General features: G+C 65.9%; 18 protein-coding genes. 5 read left to right on the top strand and 13 right to left on the bottom strand.

What is annotated here, in order from left to right:
* Positions 1-78: 78 nt before the first annotated feature.
* The 3 genes from HALZIN_RS16710 to HALZIN_RS0103370 all read right to left on the bottom strand — a co-directional run bounded on the left by HALZIN_RS16710 (position 79) and on the right by HALZIN_RS0103370 (position 1,797).
* Positions 79-531, bottom strand: a complete 453-nt coding sequence (locus HALZIN_RS16710) for a YbaN family protein (RefSeq protein WP_035575127.1) — start codon at positions 529-531, stop codon at positions 79-81.
* A 225-nt stretch (positions 532-756) separates the two neighbouring features.
* A complete protein-coding gene (locus tag HALZIN_RS0103375; protein WP_031382839.1) occupies positions 757-1,242 on the bottom strand; it encodes a YajQ family cyclic di-GMP-binding protein in 486 nt (161 codons plus the stop codon).
* A 33-nt stretch (positions 1,243-1,275) separates the two neighbouring features.
* Positions 1,276-1,797 carry a GNAT family N-acetyltransferase gene (locus HALZIN_RS0103370; protein ID WP_051907354.1) on the bottom strand — a complete coding sequence of 174 codons (522 nt, stop codon included), beginning with the start codon at positions 1,795-1,797 and terminating at the stop codon, positions 1,276-1,278.
* A 175-nt stretch (positions 1,798-1,972) separates the two neighbouring features.
* On the opposite strand from HALZIN_RS0103370, the gene HALZIN_RS0103365 reads away from it, so the two are divergent.
* Complete coding sequence (locus tag HALZIN_RS0103365) at positions 1,973-3,457, top strand: RimK family protein (RefSeq protein ID WP_031382837.1); 1,485 nt, start codon at positions 1,973-1,975, stop codon at positions 3,455-3,457.
* Positions 3,458-3,493: 36 nt separating this feature from the next.
* Here the strand turns inward: HALZIN_RS0103365 and HALZIN_RS0103360 are convergent, their stop codons facing one another.
* From HALZIN_RS0103360 to HALZIN_RS0103345, 4 genes are all read right to left on the bottom strand, one after another.
* Complete coding sequence (locus tag HALZIN_RS0103360; RefSeq protein WP_031382836.1) at positions 3,494-4,567, bottom strand: AbrB family transcriptional regulator; 1,074 nt, start codon at positions 4,565-4,567, stop codon at positions 3,494-3,496.
* 96 nt (positions 4,568-4,663) lie between these two features.
* Positions 4,664-6,169, bottom strand: a complete 1,506-nt coding sequence (locus HALZIN_RS0103355; RefSeq protein ID WP_031382835.1) for a tripartite tricarboxylate transporter permease — start codon at positions 6,167-6,169, stop codon at positions 4,664-4,666.
* A gap of 10 nt (positions 6,170-6,179) precedes the next feature.
* Positions 6,180-6,629, bottom strand: a complete 450-nt coding sequence (locus tag HALZIN_RS0103350; protein WP_031382834.1) for a tripartite tricarboxylate transporter TctB family protein — start codon at positions 6,627-6,629, stop codon at positions 6,180-6,182.
* Positions 6,626-7,612, bottom strand: coding sequence for a Bug family tripartite tricarboxylate transporter substrate binding protein (locus tag HALZIN_RS0103345; protein ID WP_031382833.1), 987 nt, complete (start codon positions 7,610-7,612; stop codon positions 6,626-6,628). Before HALZIN_RS0103345 ends, HALZIN_RS0103350 begins: the two co-directional genes overlap by 4 nt.
* Before the next feature lie 148 nt (positions 7,613-7,760).
* Between HALZIN_RS0103345 and HALZIN_RS0103340 the strand changes: the two genes are divergently transcribed.
* From HALZIN_RS0103340 to HALZIN_RS0103330, 3 genes are read left to right on the top strand one after another with little or no spacing between them, the layout of a single operon-like run.
* Positions 7,761-8,429, top strand: a complete 669-nt coding sequence (locus tag HALZIN_RS0103340) for a response regulator (protein WP_031382832.1) — start codon at positions 7,761-7,763, stop codon at positions 8,427-8,429.
* Positions 8,426-9,820: a sensor histidine kinase gene (locus HALZIN_RS0103335; protein ID WP_031382831.1), complete on the top strand. Its 1,395-nt coding sequence runs from the start codon at positions 8,426-8,428 to the stop codon at positions 9,818-9,820. The genes HALZIN_RS0103340 and HALZIN_RS0103335 overlap by 4 nt, the downstream gene beginning before the upstream one ends.
* A gap of 1 nt (position 9,821) precedes the next feature.
* A complete protein-coding gene (locus tag HALZIN_RS0103330; protein ID WP_051907353.1) occupies positions 9,822-10,898 on the top strand; it encodes an ABC transporter substrate-binding protein in 1,077 nt (358 codons plus the stop codon).
* On the opposite strand, the gene HALZIN_RS0103325 is transcribed toward HALZIN_RS0103330, so the two are convergent.
* The 6 genes from HALZIN_RS0103325 to HALZIN_RS0103300 form a co-directional block, all read right to left on the bottom strand.
* Complete coding sequence (locus HALZIN_RS0103325; protein ID WP_051907590.1) at positions 10,885-11,679, bottom strand: DUF2797 domain-containing protein; 795 nt, start codon at positions 11,677-11,679, stop codon at positions 10,885-10,887. The genes HALZIN_RS0103330 and HALZIN_RS0103325 overlap by 14 nt on opposite strands.
* Positions 11,680-11,705: 26 nt before the next feature.
* Positions 11,706-11,969, bottom strand: a complete 264-nt coding sequence (locus tag HALZIN_RS0103320) for a YeaC family protein (RefSeq protein WP_031382828.1) — start codon at positions 11,967-11,969, stop codon at positions 11,706-11,708.
* 86 nt (positions 11,970-12,055) lie between these two features.
* Positions 12,056-12,901 (bottom strand): rhomboid family intramembrane serine protease, encoded by an 846-nt coding sequence (locus HALZIN_RS0103315; protein ID WP_031382827.1) that lies wholly within the window; start codon positions 12,899-12,901, stop codon positions 12,056-12,058.
* A 260-nt stretch (positions 12,902-13,161) separates the two neighbouring features.
* Positions 13,162-14,169, bottom strand: a complete 1,008-nt coding sequence (locus tag HALZIN_RS0103310) for a metallophosphoesterase (protein WP_031382826.1) — start codon at positions 14,167-14,169, stop codon at positions 13,162-13,164.
* 1 nt (position 14,170) lies between these two features.
* A complete protein-coding gene (locus HALZIN_RS0103305) occupies positions 14,171-15,052 on the bottom strand; it encodes an NAD(+) kinase (RefSeq protein WP_031382825.1) in 882 nt (293 codons plus the stop codon).
* 159 nt (positions 15,053-15,211) lie between these two features.
* Entirely contained in the window at positions 15,212-16,189 is a 978-nt protein-coding gene (locus HALZIN_RS0103300; RefSeq protein ID WP_084173319.1) for a carboxylate/amino acid/amine transporter, read from the bottom strand.
* Between the two features lie 93 nt (positions 16,190-16,282).
* On the opposite strand from HALZIN_RS0103300, the gene HALZIN_RS17065 reads away from it, so the two are divergent.
* Positions 16,283-16,678, top strand: a complete 396-nt coding sequence (locus HALZIN_RS17065) for a DUF6314 family protein (RefSeq protein ID WP_150113074.1) — start codon at positions 16,283-16,285, stop codon at positions 16,676-16,678.
* The last annotated feature ends 75 nt before the right edge of the window (positions 16,679-16,753 follow it).

Genomic DNA, 16,753 nt, shown 5'->3' with positions numbered 1-16,753 from the left:
AGGTTGCCGCCATTGTACGGCGAGCCAGGCAGGAGTCTCAAAGGCGCCGCCTGCCAGCCCTTCTCATTCGTGCAGTTTTCAGCGGTTGGCGCGCTGCGAGGAGCAGGAGGCGCCGGTGAGGCGTTCGGAGGGTGCAGGCAACATCGGGCAGCTGCCGAGGCCCTGGCGTGGCACGGGACGCGTGGCGATCCACAGCGCCAGCCCGCTCAGGCCGACGATCAGCGCGACACGCACGGGCAACGATTCGACGCTCAGGCCGATGACGGTCATCGACACGATCAGCATCGCCAGCGCCCAGCGCTTGGCATGGCGAGGAATCGCCCGTTCGCGTTCCCAGGCGCTGATCGAGGGGCCGAAGCGCGGATGCTCGCGGATCCACAGCGCAAAGCGTGGCGAGCCTCGCGAGGCCAGCCATACCGCCAGCAGCATGAAACAGGTCGTCGGCATCACCGGCAGGAACAGGCCAATCACGCCCAGGGCGAAGCTGATACCCGCCAGGGCCGTGTAAATGGCATGTCTGATGTTGGGCATCACGCCCTCCTGTGACGACGACCCTAGCGAACAGGGGTAACCACCGAGCCCCGCGGGGGCATACTCGTCGGTTGGCGGCTCGGCGGCTACCCGTGCTCATTACAGCGTGACCGACCAGCCGAGGGAAATAACCACCGCCTATGGTCATCCTAGGCAACTTCAATCGGTGCGTCATCCGCGTCCAGGCTACCCGGGTACGCCGACGAATCTTGATTCAGCGCAAGGTCAATCGCGGAAATTATCGAACTGCAGCGGCAGATCGATGGATTCATCGGCCTTGAGCAGCGCGATGGCCTGCTGCAGGTCGTCGCGCTTCTTGCCGGTGACCCGTACCTTGTCGCCCTGGATCTGCGCCTGGACCTTGAGCTTGGCGTCCTTGAGCGTCTTGACGATCTTCTTGGCCAGCGGCTGGTCGATGCCCTGGCGCAACTCCACGCGTTGGCGGGCGCGCACGCCGCCGGTTTCGGCGGGCTGTTCATCGAGGCAGCCGACATCGATGCCGCGGGCGATCAGGCGCCCCTTGAGGATATCGAGCATCTGGCGCAGCTGGAAGTCGGCATCGGCTTCCATCGTCACCGCTCCGTCCTCCTCGCTGAAGCTGGCGGTGACGCCGCGAAAATCGAAGCGCGTGCCCAGCTCGCGGTTGGCCTGATCGACGGCGTTGGTGACCTCGTGCTTGTCGAGCTCGGAGACGATGTCGAAGGATGGCATAAGAGAACTCCAGTAATGTTGACCGCGAGCATGCTAGCCGAAGCGCGCCGCGGGTGCAGCCTCCAAGGTCTCGCGCGGCGCTTCGCCGGCCTCGGACAACGCCTTGTCCATCTGCCAGGCGGCACAGCCATCGACATAGTAGTCTTCCAGCCAACGCCTCGGCAGGAAACCCATGCGCCGATAGAGCCCCATCGCCACGCGATTGTCGGCGCGCACTTCAAGCGTCAGGCGCTGCATGCCGCGCTCGAGCGCCTCGCCCTCCAGCGCCTCGAGCAGGCGCCGCCCCAGGCCGGTGCCACGCGCCTCGGGATGCACGCAAAACGAGTACAGCCGCGCGCTACGGCTGTTGCGGCGAAACAGCAGTGTGCCGTAACCCTGCAATGTGCCCTGCTCGGTGACGGCGACCCAGGTGTGCGCATGGGCGCGGTTGAGCAGATGCGCCAATTGGCGACGCGTGAAGCGATCACCCTCGAAGCTGATCGACTCGAGCTGACACAGGGCATCGAGATCAGCGCCGCACGCGGGGCGCAGCGTGGAAGACTGCAACGGGTTCATGACGAAGTTTTCAAGCTAGTGGCGAAGGGTTGGAGCCGGCGCCAACGCGGCCATCAGGCCCTGCGAGCACCCTCATTTTATGCGATTGAAGCTATTGTAGCCGATCGCGGTCAAGTGCATTCTAGCGCCAATCGGGGCCCGCCCGCTCCGTACACTTCAGCCAGGAAGCTCGCCCATGTCACCGTTGCGTATCGTTGTCGACCGGCTCGCCGACTGGCGCCCCTACTACCCCAGCGACGACCTGATCAGCGCCGCCGATTACCTGGCCCAGGAAGCCACCGGCACCCAGGACAGCGCCACCCAGGTCATCAACCTGTGTGGCGGGCTGGACTACCTGGACACCGGCTACTATGTGTCGCTGCTGGCCCAGGCCCGCGGCCAGCGGGTACTGCCCAGCGTCGAGACGCTCAACCAGCTGTCGCGCAAGGCGCTGGTCGATCTGCAGCTCGAGTCGCTGGCGCCGCTGATGGACGAGTTGTCGCGACGTGGCGCGCTGCCCGGCGAGGCGTTCACGCTGCGCGTGATGTTCGGCGAGTGTCTCGAGGAAGGCCTCGGCCGGCTGGCGCGGCGACTGTTCGAACGCCTGCCCTGCCCGCTGATGGAGGCGCGCTTCCAGCGCCGCCAGGGGCTGTGGCGGCTGACCCGGCTCAAGCCGCTGGCGCTCAGCGCCCTGCGCGGAGCCGAGCAGGACCGCTTCGCCCAGGCGTTGAACCGCCATTCGCGCAAGATCTGGCGCACTCCCAAGGCGCGTCGCCGCTACCGCTACGACCTGGCGATCCTGGTCGACCCCAAGGAAGCCCTGCCGCCGAGCAACAGGAGCGCGCTCAAGCAGTTCATCCGTGCCGGACGCCGGCTGGGCATCGATGTGTCGTTGATCACCAAGCGCGACGAAGCGCGACTGGCCGAGTTCGACGCGCTGTTCATCCGCGAGACCACCCGCCTCGATCACCACACCTACCGCATGGCGCGACGTGCCGAGCATGAAGGCCTGGTGGTGATCGACGACCCGCGCTCGATCCTGCGCTGCACCAACAAGGTCTACCTGCATGCCCTGCTGGGTGCGCGCGGCGTGCCGGCGCCGGATGGTTTGCTGCTGTACCGCGACGATCTCAAGCAGCTGCCCGAAAAGGCCGCCGGGCTAGAGTTCCCGATGGTGCTCAAGATTCCCGACGGCGCCTTCTCGCGGGGCGTGGTCAAGATCGCCTCGGCCGAGGCGCTGGCACAGGAGGCCGCGCGACTGTTCGAATCGTCGGCGCTGCTGCTGCTCCAGGAGTGGCTGCCCACCGACTACGACTGGCGCATCGGCGTACTCGATGGCCAGGTGCTCTACGCCAGCCGCTACTACATGGCCCGCGGCCACTGGCAGATCTACGATCATTCGCGCGGCAAGACGCGCAGCGGCGGGTTCACCACCCACGCTCCGGAGGACGTCCCCAAGCCGGTGATCAAGGCCGCGCTGAAGGCCACGCGACTGATCGGCAACGGCCTCTACGGGGTGGACATCAAGCATCTCGGCGATCGGGTGGTGGTAATCGAGATCAACGACAACCCCAACCTGGATGCCGGCGTCGAGGACCTGGTGCTCGGTCCGCGGCTCTACGACAAGGTAATGGGCGTCTTTCTCGAGCGCATGGAGGCCAACCGCCGGCACCCGCACTGATCAGGCCTTGCGCACGCTGCCGCAAGGCTCCAGGAATCAAGCATTATGCATTCGCCGCATGGCGATTCGCAGCAGCGCAGGCAACAGCAATACCAGCACGCTGATGCGCAGCAGGTGGTGCGACGTGACGAAGGCCGGATCGATGCCCAGCGATAGCGCCACCAGGCTCAATTCGGGCGCGCCACCCGGCATGTAGGCCAGCAACAGCGCCGCTGTCGAATAGCCGGTGAGGGCGTTTACCAGCCAGGCGGCAACAATGGTGATCAGCAACAGCGCAACCGCCTGCAAGACCGCCATCATGAGGTTCGTTCCCACCGTGGCCAGCGACGTTCCGCCGAAGCGCACGCCCACCGAGACGCCGATGATGATCTGCGCCAGCGCGACGATGGTCGGCGGAATCGCCGCCTCGGTCACGCCGCTCACGTGCAGGGCGCCGGACAGCAGCACCGGCCCGAACAGCAACGGGTTGGGCAGGTGCAGGCGTCGCCCCAGCCACATGCCAATGATGCCGGCTCCGACCAGCAGCAGGGCATCGCCGAAACCCGGTACCGCCAGCCACTCGTCCAGTGTCAGACGGCGCGACTGCAGGCTGACATGGCCGACCAGATCGAGTGCCGGCGGTATCGCCACCAGCAGCACTAGAATGCGCACCGCATGGGTCAGCCCCACCACACGTAGATCGGCCTCCGAGTCCGCCGCCATCAGCGTGACCGCCGATACGCCGCCGGGCACTCCCGAGTACATCGCGGTAGCCATGGAATAGCCGGCCACGCGCCGACCGAACCACACCGAGAACGCCATCATCACCGCCGTGGCCAGCAGCATCAGCACCAGACTCGTGCCCCACAGGGCCACGTCGCCGGTCATATCGGGGGTGAACGCTGCGCCGAGCATTACCCCGATCACCACCAGCACCGCCTTGCGCGAGGTGGTGGGCGCGCGCAGACGCACGCCGCCCAGGCTGAGCACGGTGGTCGCGATCAGTGCTCCCAGCAGCCAGGGCAATGGAATATCGAATGCATAGGCAATACCGCCACCGGCGGCGCCGACGGCGAGTGTCGGAAGCAGCTTGCCGGTGGCAATGCACCGACCTTTGATCGTGCCAATCAAGGCAACCCCTCTGTCATGTGGTCATTGAAAGCGCGGCCGGATCGGCTCTCCACGCGTCCGGTCCGGGTCCAGCGCCGCCAGAGGATGCGGCAACTGTCAGACGCCGTCCAGCGACCTGCGGGCCAGCAACTTCGCCATCAGCCACGGCACCACCAGCAGCAACGCCGCGGCGATCCATAGCCCCAGCGAGATGCCCGATTGCCACAGGATGCCCAGGTCGCCGCCGCTGATCGACAGGGCGCGGCGCAGGTTGTCTTCCATCAGCCCGCCGAGCACGTAGCCGAGAATCACCGGGGCCAGCGAGAAGCCCAGCTTGCGCAGCAAGTAGCCGAACACGCCGATGATCAGCATCAGGTAGATGGCGGTGAGGTCGGAGTTCAGCTGATAGACCCCGGCGAAGGCCAGAATGGCGATGCCGGGCACCAGCACCCAGCGCGGAAGGGTCAGCACCCGGGCGAACAGTCCCGCCAGCGGCAGGTTGAGTGCCAGCAGCACCACGTTACCGATGTACAGCGAGGCGATCAGGCCACCGGCCACCTCGGGGCGTTCGGAAAATAGCAGCGGCCCCGGCGTGATGTTGTAGAGCATCAGCGCACCCAGCAACACCGCGGTGGTCCCCGAACCGGGAATGCCCAGTGTCAGCATGGGCACGAAGGAGCCCGCCGCGGAGGCATTGTTCGCCGCCTCGGGCGCGGCCAGACCACGCATGTCGCCGGTACCGAAGGTGCCTTCCTTGTCGGAGATGCGCTTCTCGGTGGTATAGGAGACCGCCCCGGCCACGGAGGCGCCGGTGCCCGGCAACACGCCGACGATGAAGCCGATCAACCCGCAGCGCAGCATGGTCCACTTGCAGTAGGCGAGCTCCTTGAAGCTGACCATCACCCGCCCCAGCGGCGGCATCTCGTCACTGGCATCCTGGCGATTGGCGTGTTCCAGCATCAGCAGGATCTCGCTGATCGCGAACAGCCCGATAATCATCACCACGAAGTCGATGCCATCGTAAAGCTCGGCCATGCCGAAGGTATAGCGCAGCACGCCGGTGCCGGAATCCACGCCCACCATGGCGATCATCACGCCGAGCACGGCGCCGATGGCAGTCTTGATCGGGTCCTTGCCCATCATCACCGCCATGGAAGAGAAAGCGAACACCATCAAGGCAAAGAACTCGGCGGGGCCGAACATCACCGCGACCTCGGCCAGCAGCGGCGCGAACAGCGTCAGGCCGATGATGGCGATGGTTGCCCCCACGAACGAGCTCACCGCGGACAGCCCCAGCGCCGGGCCGGCCAGGCCCTTCTTGGCCAGCGGATGGCCGTCGAGGGTGGTCATCACCGCCCCGGCATCCCCCGGCACGTTGAGCAGGATACTCGACATGCGGCCGCCGTACTCCGCGCCGGTGTAGACCCCGGCCAGCAGGATCAGCGCTGACTCGGCGGGCAGCCCCAGCGTATAGGCCAGCGGCATGAGAATGGCGATGCCGTTGATCGGACCGATGCCCGGCAGCGCGCCGAACAGCGTGCCCAGCACGGCGCCCAGAAAGGCCAGCCCCAGATTGAGCGGGGTCAGGGCGACGCCGAAACCGTCTATCAGAAAATCGAACATGCCGGGTTCCTCAGGCGAGATCGGACAGCCAATAGCCACGTGGCAGGGAAATTCCCAACCCCTGCGTGAACAGAAAGTAGCTGCCCAGGGTCATCAGCACGGCAGCCAGCAGCGCCTTGAGCCAGGTCGCCTCGAACAACCGGGCCAGGGCCAGCACCACAAGGAAGGTGGACCCGAAAAAGCCCAATTGAGTGAACAGCAGCGCATAGACCACCAGCGCACCCAGCACCGCCAGTAACTTCAGCATCAGCGCCTTGTCCGGCCAGTGGCCGTTCTCGCCCGGACGAAACACCAATACCAGGGACAACGCGGCGAGCATCATCGACAGGCCGATGGGGAAAACCTTGGGCCCCACGGGCTCGTAGCTGAACGGGATCTGCAGGTTGGCGGCCTGGACGGCGGCGAACGCCGCCAGACCGATCAGGGCGAGTCCCAGGATGCGGTCGGCGGCGAGTTTCATTGTGTCAGACCCACTTCTTCGGCAAGCTGCTTGAACTGAGCGACCTGCTGCTTGACGTAGCTGTCGAAGTCATCGCCGAAACGCGACATCGGGAACAGTCCGCGCGCCTCGCGCAGCTCGGCGAACGCCTTCTTTTCGGACAGCGTCTTGAGCTTGCTCACCCATTGCTGATAGGCCTCATCGCTGACATCCGGGCCCATGTAGTAGCCACGCCAGATCGGCCACTGCACGTCGTAGCCCTGCTCGGCGGCGGTGGCGATGTCGGCGTAGGGCCCGCCCAGACGTTCTTCGGACAGCGAGGCCAGCACGCGGATCTTGCCGCTTTCCAGGTACGGGCGCAGCTCCGACATGTCGCCAGTGAAGACTTGGACGTGATCACCGAGCAGGGCCGCCAACGACTCGCCGCCCCCCTCGAAGGCCACGTAGCGCAGATCGCGCGGCGAGATGCCCGCCGCCTTGGCGGTCAGTGCCGCCTTCATCCAGTCCTGGCTGCCCACGGTACCCCCGGCGCCGAAGACGATCTTGCCCGGCTGGGTCTTGAGATCCTGCATGAGTTCGTCGAGGTTCTGCCAAGGTGCGTCGGCCTTGACCACGATGGCGCCGTAGTCGGCGCCCAGCGCCCCCAGCCAGCGCACCTCATCAGCGTCGTACTCGCCGAACTTGCCCAGCGCCAGGTTGACGGCCGCACCGGTACTCGCCGCGACGATCAGGTTAGGATCGTCGTTGCGCACGCCGTTGACGTGGTTGTAGGCCACCGCGCCGATGCCGCCGGGCATGTAGCTGACCATCATCGGCTTGTCGATCAGGCCAGTTTCCTGCAGCCCATTGGCCGCCAGGCGGCAGGTCAGGTCGTAACCACCGCCCGGCTTGGCCGGGGCGATGCACTCGGGAGCGTCGGACTGGGCCTGGGCCGTGCCGGTCATCAGCGCGCCGCTGAGCGCGATCAGCGAGGACCAGCGGCGAAATGGCGAGTTGAATTTCATGGCGGACTCCTGTTTCTTTGTTGTCAGAGTGTCAGCGTGAGGGGTATACCCTACCTGCCGTCATCATTTCGATGACCCAGGAGATGCTAGGCATCCAACCTTTCATCAACCTGTCATCGGTGCCCCACCCCCGCGAGACTTTGGTCCAATGCGCCTGCTCATCGTCGAAGACGACCCGCTGATCGCCCGCTCGCTCGTCGCTGCCCTCGACCCGCTGGGCAATACCGTCGAGACGTTCCCCCGCCTGGCGGATGCCTGCGCGGCACTGGCGCATAGTCGGTTCGACCTGGTCGTGCTCGACCTGGGATTGCCCGACGGCAACGGCCTGGCACTGCTCGCCGAGCTGCGCGAGCGCGGCGACGCCACGCCGGTACTGATCCTTACCGCCCGCGATGGGATCGACGCGCGCGTGCGCGGTCTCGACCTGGGCGCCGATGATTACCTGGCCAAGCCCTTTTCGATCGCCGAACTCGAAGCCCGGGTGCGTGCGCTGCTGCGCCGCAGCCAGCAGCGCACCGACAATCGCCTGCAGTTCGGGCCGCTGTGCTTCGACCCCGCCTCGGGCGCCGCCACCTTGCAGGGCGAGACGCTGGCGCTGCCGCGCCGCGAGCTGGGATTGCTGGAAGGGCTGCTGTTGCATGCCGGGCGCATCGCTCCTCGGGAGATGCTCGAGACCCGCCTGTTCGGCTTCGGCGAGGTCGGCCCCAACGCGCTGGAGGTCTACATCAGCCGCCTGCGCAAGCGCCTGCAGGGCAGCGGCCTGCGCATCCGCACCCTGCGCGGGCTGGGTTATCGTCTGGAGGACGACCCTGCGTGATCGTCGTCGACGGCACGCTGAAGCGGCGTTTGGCCGTATGGTTGCTGACCGCCGTCGGTGTGCTCGGTGCATTCCTGCTGGTCGAGGCCTATACCAGCGCTCAGCGCGCCGCCAATCGCGCCTACGACAGCCAGTTGGAAGCAGCGGGGCTGACCATCGCCGAGGCGATCCAGTGGCAGGACGGTCGACCGATCGTCGAGATGCCGGCGGCGGCCTTCCAGATACTCGCCACCGACCAGCAGGAGCGGGTGTTCTACGCGATTCTCGACGCAGCCGGCAATGAAGTGACCGGCAACCTCGACGGTGCCGTGAAACCCGCGTGGCAACGCGCCGCCCAGGCCAAGCCGGTGTGGATGACCGTTCCCCATACCGAGACGCCCATCCGCCTGCACGGCCACGAGCTGACCTCCGCCGGCTGGGAGTCGCTGGATCCGGTGCAGATCTGGGTCGGGCATACCCTGTCGGGCCGCGAGACCCTGGCCGGCGACCTGTTCGTGGGCACCCTGACGCGTTTTCTGGCCATGGTATTGCTGGCCGGGTTGCTGATGCTGCTGGCCATCCGTACCGCACTCGGCCCGGTACGCCGCCTGCGCCAGTTGCTGCGTCAGCGCGATGCCGACGACGTCAGCCCGCTGCATGCGCGGGTCCCCGGCGAACTCTACGACATGGCGGATACCCTCAATACGCTGCTCGCTCGCCAGCGCGAGGGTCGCGATGCATTGCTGCGCTTCACCGCCGATGCCAGCCACCAGCTCAAGACCCCGCTCGCCGGCTTGCAGAGCACCAGCGAGCTGGCCCTGCAGAGTGAATGTCCCGCCGACTGGCGCCAGGCCCTGGAGACCATCCACCACAGCGCGGCACGCACCAGCCGCCTGGCCGGCCAGTTACTGAGCCTGGCCCGCCTGCGTCACGCCGATGAAGGGAGCCTGACAGCGATCGACCTGGCCGCCCTGCTGCGCGACACCGTGATGGAATGGGCCGAGCGCGATGTCGCCCAGCATCACGACCTGGGCCTGGCGCCGTTACCCGAGGCGCCGCTGCGCATCCAGGGCGAGCCCTGGTCCCTGCGTGAGATGATCGGCAACCTGATCGACAATGCGCTGCGCTATACGCCGCCGGGCAGCGAGATCACCCTCGGCCTGGAGCGCAGGGCCGACACGGTGACGCTCGGCATCGAGGACAACGGGCCCGGCGTGAGCGACGACCTGCTCGGCCGCCTGCATCAGCCCTTCGAGCGCGCCGGACGGCAGGACACCCAGGGCACCGGCCTTGGCCTGGCCATCGTCGATTCCATTGCCCGACGACACGACGCCGTGCTGAGCGTACGCAATGCGCCAAGCCATGGCTTGTGGATCGGTATACGTTTCTCGCTGCTGCCGGAGGAAACCTGACATGCTGCGACACTGGCGGGCATACCTGGTGCTGCTGTGCTTGATACCCCTCGATACGCTGGCGCAAGTCAGGACGCCCCTGGTAATCGAGGCCGCCCTCGACCGTCAGGTCATCGCCCCGCTACTCGATGCCTTCGAGCGCGCGCGCCCCGACATTGCCCTGGAATATCATGACCGCTCCACGCTCGAAGTCGACCGGCGTGCCCGGAACGTCCGGCCAGCCCCCGACGTGGTGATCAGCTCCGCCATGCCCTGGCAACTGGCGCGGGTCAACGAGGGACTCGCCCAGCCGCTTGACAGCGACGAGGCGCGCGACTGGCCCGCATGGGCCAAGTGGCGCAACGAGGTGTTCGGCTTCCCCTTCGAGCCGATAGTCATGGCCTACCGGCTCGACCTGTCGCGGCGCATGATGCCACCGGCCACCCACGCCGACCTGAACGCCCTGCTGACTTCCAAGCTCGACATCCTGCGTGGCAAGGTGACCACTTACTCGCCCTCGCGTAGTGGCGTCGGCTACACCCTGTTCCAGCAGGACGCGCGCTACTCGCCACGCTTCTGGGATCTGGTCGCCGCCATGGGCGCCGCCGAAGTCAGCCTTGAGGCAACGACCCAAGCCATGCTCGATGGCCTGACCAGCGGCAAGTATTGGGTGGGCTACAACCTGCTGGGCTCCTACGCCATGCGTTGGGCGCAGACCCATCCGGAGCTGATCGTGCAGGTGCCCCAGGACTATGCGCTGGTGATGATGCGCATGGCCTTCGTGCACCGCGATGCGCCGCACCCGGCGGCCGCCAAGACGTTCGTCAGTTTTCTGCTCGGTGTCGAGGGCCAGCGCATCCTCGCCGGCCGCACGCCGCTGTTCAGCGTGCTGCCCGAGGTCATCGGCCCCTATACTGCTCAGCGGCTGCGCGACCAGGTCGGCGAACGGCTCTATCCAATCCCCATCGATGCCTCGCTGCTGGCCTTCGTCGATCCGCTGCGCCGCGCCGCCTTCATGGCCCGCTGGAACCGCGAAATCAGCATACTCGATCCCCAGGAGGCGACAGCCCAACGCCCCTCGAAGGCTATTCCACGCTGATTTCATAGCCGGTGAACTTGCGCAGGTTGATCACCCCGGTATTGAACATCAGGTACTGGCCCTTCAAGCCCATCAGGGTCCCGCCGACGCTGGGCGTCTTGTCGAAGTTGTGCGAGACCACCTTGGTCGGCGCTTCGAGTATCGGATAGTCGATAGCCAGCGGCTCGGCGTCGAGCGTACGGATGGTATTTTCGCCGAAGCGTGCGCGCAGGTCGGCGAGTCCGTCGGCCAGCGTCGCCAGCAGCCGGTCGCGCTCGGCGCACAAATCGATTTCGGCGACTTCGCCCTTGAGCATCGCCCGCCAGTTGGTGCGATCGGCGACCTGGCCCTTGAACAGCATCTCGACAAAGCCCGACTGCTGGCGGGTCTCCACCTCGAGGATCGGCAACGCCTGGATCGCACCCTGGTCGAGCCAGCGGGTCGGCAACTGGGTATGCCGGGTGATACCCACCTTGAGCCCCGAGGAGTTGGCCAGATAGACCACGTGCGGCTGGAAGCAGTGGCGCTCGCCCCACTCGGGCTCGCGGCAGGTGCCGGCAAAGTAGTGGCAGGTTTCCGGCTTGACGATGCAGGTATCGCACTGCGCCAGGCGCTTGAAACAGGGATAGCAATGACCCTGGCCGAAGCTCTTGCGCGTGGCTCGCCCGCAGTGGGTACAGGCGATCGCCCCGCTATGGCTCAGCCGCAACGTCTGGCCCAGCCGCGCATTGAGATCCAGGCGCGACTCGCCGGCGCGTAGCGTATAGCGCGCCAGACCGTCGTCGCCCATGGCGATCGCCATCTTGCTCAGGTTCCCCTGACGCGCAATCAGTTCATCCACTTGATGCTGTCCTCGCCAGCGCTCTCCGCAGGCTGGCTCTTGCAGCTGTTCTGCAGATACCCCACCCGCTCGCTCTCGGGCACGTTGTGCTCGATCTCGTAGCGGATCACCGCCTCCAGACACAGCTCGGTCTGCTCGTCGCTGAGGCGCCTGCCATCGGGCCACTTGCGCAGTGCCACGGCCTGCTTGAGGCTGTCGTAGATCGTCGGCGTCATTTGCGCGATCATTCGCTCGAAGGTCATTTCACTCATCGTCATCTCCGCCATAGCCGATACCGGCATCGTGTTCGCGAGCTATTGCCCGACCCGGACGCTGGCCGGGCGCTGGTTGAATAACGTCAATGGGATTTGGCACGCCGGCTGGCCAGCCAGCCGATCGCCAGCCCCAACAGCAGGCCTCCCAGATGGGCCTCGTTGGCGACATTGCCGAAGCCGACCGGTGCGGCGAAATCGGTCATCGTGAAGACCATCCAGCCGAGCATGAAGACCACCAGCATGGTCGGCACGAAAAAACCGCTCTGCGGAACCCGTCGCGACATCAGCCACACATAGCCGAGCAGCGCGTAGTCGACGCCGGACATGCCGCCGAACAGCACCGTCCCGGTGACGTATTGCGCGAGGTTGGAACCCGCCGCGCTGATCGCCACGACCCAGGCCAGCCGAGCGCTGCCGTGCAGGCTCTCGATCTGGCGACCGAAGTACCACAGCCACAGCATGTTGAAGATCAGATGCATCCAGCCGAAGTGCAGGAAGGCCGGCGACAGCAGACGCCAGAACTGACCGTCGCCCAGCGCGCCGGTGAGCGTACCGACGTTCAGGCCGTTGCCGACCACGCTCACCGGGACGATGGTCAGCCAGGCGATGACCCGATCGCCGAACAGGGCCATCAGCGCGAAGACCATCAGGCATAGCCCTATGATTCCGGCGGTCAGCGGCGCCTCGGCCAGTGCACCGCGCCCCCAGCCGGCGCTGGCCCGCGGCGGGTCGTCGTCGCGCAGCAGCGGCTCGCCACGCTGCCAGCGCTCGATGAGCTGCATCATCTGCGCGTGCTGGCGCGGGTCGGCCAGCCATAACACCTGAGCATCGCCCTCCTCGCTGAAACGATGCCCGATGCGTTGCGCCCAGAGCGCCTGGCGCAGGGCACGGGTATCGGTTTCGCGGGGGATCATCAGCACCTTGTGCATGATCGTTCCTTATCCTCTTTGGCCAGCCCTCACCCGGCCGGGTCGTATCGCCAGCGACTCGCGAGCCCGATGCAGCCTGAACACGCGATAGGAGCACATGAAAAACAGGGGCACATGAAAAACGCACCAAAAAGAAAAGTCCGGCGGAGGAGGCCGCCGGACAATAAGCAAGGGATCATTCAAGGGAACACTCACTCTGACGGCCGCCGCGTAAACTAGTTTCATGGCAGGGCGAAAAAATTGTGTAATGAATTGTAGCTTCATGAGTCGAGATCGATTCCCCCGGGCCGGGGACGGGCGCGTTCATCCTGGGGCACGCGCAGCCAGACGAACTTGTCGGCGCTCAGGGTCGTCTCGCCGTCCCAGCGGTAGGCGACCAGACGGCCGAACTTGACCGCACTGTAATCGAGACAGGCGATGTTCGGCGCCGGCAGCGCCGGCACCCCTTCGCACCAGTAATGGCCGAGGAACAGCGGACACTGCTCGGGGCCGTAATAAGGCAGCAGCGCACGCTCGTCATCCGACAACCGGCGCAGTTCCAGAGCGCCGGGCAAGTTGTCGGGCTGGAATATGACGTCACCGTAGGTCTGCGGGTCGCGGGCCCAGAAATGCGCACGGAAGGTTCGCCGGGTGAAGCCGTCGCCGGAGTGAATCGCAATGCCTTCGGGCAGACTCAGGTGAACGCCTCGGGTCAACCGCTCGAGCACCCGGAACGCGAAGCTTCCGGAATACGCGGACTCCCGGAGGAAAGCCGCGTCGATGCGACCCTCGGGATAGGCGGCGCGAAAGCGCTCGATCAACGGTGCATCCCAGCAGGCATGGACCACCCGCAGGCCGTCACGCTCGAGCAGCAACGGAATTTCCATGAACCAGGCCAGCGTGTCGTCCCATTCGGCGGGATGATCGCGGTACTGCTCGAGGGTCTCGCGGATGACCCGGTTGTGCCGCGGCGTGTGCTCGCGCAACCATTCACAGCCGGCGCCCGGAGGGCAACGCTGATAGTAGGCCAGCGCGTTGATCTCATGGTTGCCCATCACCATGAACGCCTCGCCGGACTCGACCATGCGCCGGGCGATCGACACCGCCAGGCGAATCCGCGGGCCGCGATCGATCAGATCGCCGAGGAAGATCACCTTGCGGCGCGGATGGCGATAGACGCCGCCGGCGAGGTGATAGCCGAGCTTTTCCAGCAGTGCGCCCAGCGTCGCGCCGCAGCCGTGCACGTCGCCGACCAGGTCGTAGCCGTCGATGCCGCCGGTCATGTTCATGTCACTCCCCCAGCCGGCTGCTCCAGCCGAGTTTGCTGCGGCAGATCTCGTAATAGTTGTGACCGCGCGGATGAATCAGTGTCAGGCGTTGCGCCTTGCGGCGCACATAAAGGATGTCGCCGGGCTTGGAGACCACCTGGGTCTGGCCGTCGCAACTGACGTGCGGATAGGCTTCGTTGGTCTCGCCGATATGGATCTTGATCTCGCTGGCGGCGTCGACCACGATCGGCCGGCTCGACAGCGTATGCGGGAACATCGGCACCAGAGTGATCGCCTCGAGTCCGGGGTGCACGATCGGGCCGCCGCCGGACAGCGCGTAGGCCGTGGAGCCGGTGGGCGTGGCCATGATCAGCCCATCGGCGCGCTGGCTATAGACGAACAGGCCATCGATGAACAGCTCGAACTCGATCATCTGCACGGCCTTGCCGGGGTGCACGACCACGTCGTTCAGCGCATCGGAGGCGCCGACCAGCAAGCCCTCGCGATACACCTCGGCGTCGAGCAGAAAGCGCCGTTCGGTTTCATAGTCGCCGGCCAGCACCTCGCCGACCTTTTCCTCGACCTCGTCGGGCAGGATGTCGGTCAGAAAGCCCAGCCGACCCCGGTTGATGCCCAGCACCGGCGTGCCGCTACGGCATAGCGCCCGGCCGGCGCCGAGCATGCTGCCGTCGCCGCCGACCACGATCACCAGATCGCAGAGTTCGCCGAGCTGACTGCGGCTGGCTTCCTGCTGGCGATGTTCGTCCAGCCCGCTGGCGGTACGGTCCTCGATGATGACATGATAGCCACGCGTGCCCAGGAAACGGATCAGCCGGCGCAGCGTCTCGACCACGCTGCCGCTGCCGAGACGACCGATCAGACCGATGTTCTTGAAAGGTTCCATGGGCGCTCCCAGCCATGTCGAGCCGGCTATTATGGGGGCTCGACGTGGCCCCGGCAAACCGCCACGAGGTGTCTCGTGTCCCGACCCCATCGGCCCCGAGACTGCACCCGGCGATTCGCTGGTACGCGATCTTGCCTGGCTGCGCGAAGCGAACGGCAGCTATCGGCGGCTGTTCGTGGTTGCCGACGACTGGCCACGGGCGATCCCGCTGCCGCCGTGGGGCTCGACATCCAAGCCGAGCTGGCCGCCATGGGCGAGCTGCTGCCGACCTGGTTGACGCTGAAGCGGGCGACGCCTCGCCCATCCTTCGTTGACCAGCAGCGCGGCGACGATGATCGCGCCACCGGCGGCCAGCCTGGGCAGGTCGGCGTCGCGATTCCAGATCAGCAGATTGACCAGCAACCCGGCGGGAATCAACAGATTGTTCATGATCGCCAGGGCGCCGGCATCGACCCGCGTCGCGCCCTTGTTCCACAGAAAATAACCGAGTCCCGAGGCGATTAGTCCCAGCCAGGCCAGCACGCCCCATTGCACGCCGTTGCTCGGCAGTTGCGCTGTGCCGAGCAGTGCGTAGGCGATGATCACCAATCCCAACGCGCCCAGGTAGAACCAGCCGAATACGCTGTGCTGGGGCACCTCGGGCGGCAGCCGGCGCGCCAGGTGACGGTAGCCGACCTGACCGATGGCGAAACACAGATTGGCGCCCTGGACGATGGCGAAACCCAGCCAGAAATCGGCGCTCACGCCCTGGTAGCGGATCACCGCCGCGCCGATGACGGCAACCGCCGCGGTGACCAGATAAAATGGCGTGAAGCGCTTGTCCAGGGCGTCATCGAGCAGCGTCACGTAGAGCGGCGTGAAGATGGTGAACAGCAGCACTTCCGGCACCGACAGCAGCAGGAAGGATTGGTAGAAGAAGATGTACATCAGCCCCAGTTGGATGGCGCCGATGGCCATCAGCGCCAGCTTGTGGGCATGGCTCAAGGCCCGCGGACGCAGAAACGGCAGAAACAGCAGGCTGGCCAGAGCGATGCGCACCAGCACCGCGAAATAGCTATCGACCTGACCGGATAGATACGCGCCGATCAGCGAGAACGAGAAGGCCCAGAGGGCCGTGACAGCGAACAGATAGGACATGAGCGATCCATGAGTCAACCAATCGAGGCGGCTATCTTAGCGCTGCGCCAACGGCTTCTGTCAACTTCAACAGTATATTTTAGTTCACAACCCTTGGCAGGATCGCGCAGCGGCTGGGCCGGCCGGGGCAACGGCACGGTGAAGGTCGAGACCCACGCCGACACCAGTCTTACATTCACTGAATGGGGTCGTTTCCGGCTGGAGGGCGCGACCGAGTCGATCGCCTTTCGCAACGTCTTCCGCTGGACACCGCGGGCGGATGCCATCGCCCTGAGCCACGAGCGGCGTGGCGTCGAAGCGGCCGTTCAACTGTTCGAATTGATACCGACCGGCCCCCGCGACGCCGCCGACTGGGTCGCCCGAGAGGCGCATCAGTGTGCCGCCGATCGCTATCGCGTGCGACTCACGCCGGCAGAAGCCGGTTTCGACCTGGCCTGGAGCATCGAGGGACCGCGCAAGAGCGAGCGCCTTTATTACCGCTATCGCTGACGTCACGCCTGCCGGTTTCGCAACGCAGATGCAAAAACGGCGCCCGCAGGCGCCGCAAGAGAGACAGAAGAGACG

It is taken from the genome of Halomonas zincidurans B6, assembly GCF_000731955.1.
Classification (GTDB): domain Bacteria; phylum Pseudomonadota; class Gammaproteobacteria; order Pseudomonadales; family Halomonadaceae; genus Modicisalibacter; species Modicisalibacter zincidurans.
The sequence above is the reverse complement of the archived record's forward strand: the minus strand, read 5'-3'. Positions and strand labels throughout refer to the sequence as shown.

Excerpts from the sequence above, each read along its gene's own strand:
- HALZIN_RS16710 (WP_035575127.1), bottom strand. The coding sequence starts at position 531 with ATGCCCAACATCAGACATGCCATTTACACGGCCCTGGCGGGTATCAGC.
- HALZIN_RS0103315 (WP_031382827.1), bottom strand. The coding sequence starts at position 12,901 with ATGCACAAGGTGCTGATGATCCCCCGCGAAACCGATACCCGTGCCCTG.
- HALZIN_RS0103330 (WP_051907353.1), top strand. The coding sequence starts at position 9,822 with ATGCTGCGACACTGGCGGGCATACCTGGTGCTGCTGTGCTTGATACCC.
- HALZIN_RS0103325 (WP_051907590.1), bottom strand. The coding sequence starts at position 11,679 with ATGGCGATCGCCATGGGCGACGACGGTCTGGCGCGCTATACGCTACGC.
- HALZIN_RS0103370 (WP_051907354.1), bottom strand. The coding sequence starts at position 1,797 with ATGAACCCGTTGCAGTCTTCCACGCTGCGCCCCGCGTGCGGCGCTGAT.
- HALZIN_RS0103375 (WP_031382839.1), bottom strand. The coding sequence starts at position 1,242 with ATGCCATCCTTCGACATCGTCTCCGAGCTCGACAAGCACGAGGTCACC.
- HALZIN_RS0103340 (WP_031382832.1), top strand. The coding sequence starts at position 7,761 with ATGCGCCTGCTCATCGTCGAAGACGACCCGCTGATCGCCCGCTCGCTC.
- HALZIN_RS0103310 (WP_031382826.1), bottom strand. The coding sequence starts at position 14,169 with ATGAACATGACCGGCGGCATCGACGGCTACGACCTGGTCGGCGACGTG.
- HALZIN_RS0103350 (WP_031382834.1), bottom strand. The coding sequence starts at position 6,629 with ATGAAACTCGCCGCCGACCGCATCCTGGGACTCGCCCTGATCGGTCTG.
- HALZIN_RS0103355 (WP_031382835.1), bottom strand. The coding sequence starts at position 6,169 with ATGTTCGATTTTCTGATAGACGGTTTCGGCGTCGCCCTGACCCCGCTC.
- HALZIN_RS0103365 (WP_031382837.1), top strand. The coding sequence starts at position 1,973 with ATGTCACCGTTGCGTATCGTTGTCGACCGGCTCGCCGACTGGCGCCCC.
- HALZIN_RS0103300 (WP_084173319.1), bottom strand. The coding sequence starts at position 16,189 with ATGTCCTATCTGTTCGCTGTCACGGCCCTCTGGGCCTTCTCGTTCTCG.
- HALZIN_RS0103320 (WP_031382828.1), bottom strand. The coding sequence starts at position 11,969 with ATGAGTGAAATGACCTTCGAGCGAATGATCGCGCAAATGACGCCGACG.
- HALZIN_RS0103305 (WP_031382825.1), bottom strand. The coding sequence starts at position 15,052 with ATGGAACCTTTCAAGAACATCGGTCTGATCGGTCGTCTCGGCAGCGGC.
- HALZIN_RS0103345 (WP_031382833.1), bottom strand. The coding sequence starts at position 7,612 with ATGAAATTCAACTCGCCATTTCGCCGCTGGTCCTCGCTGATCGCGCTC.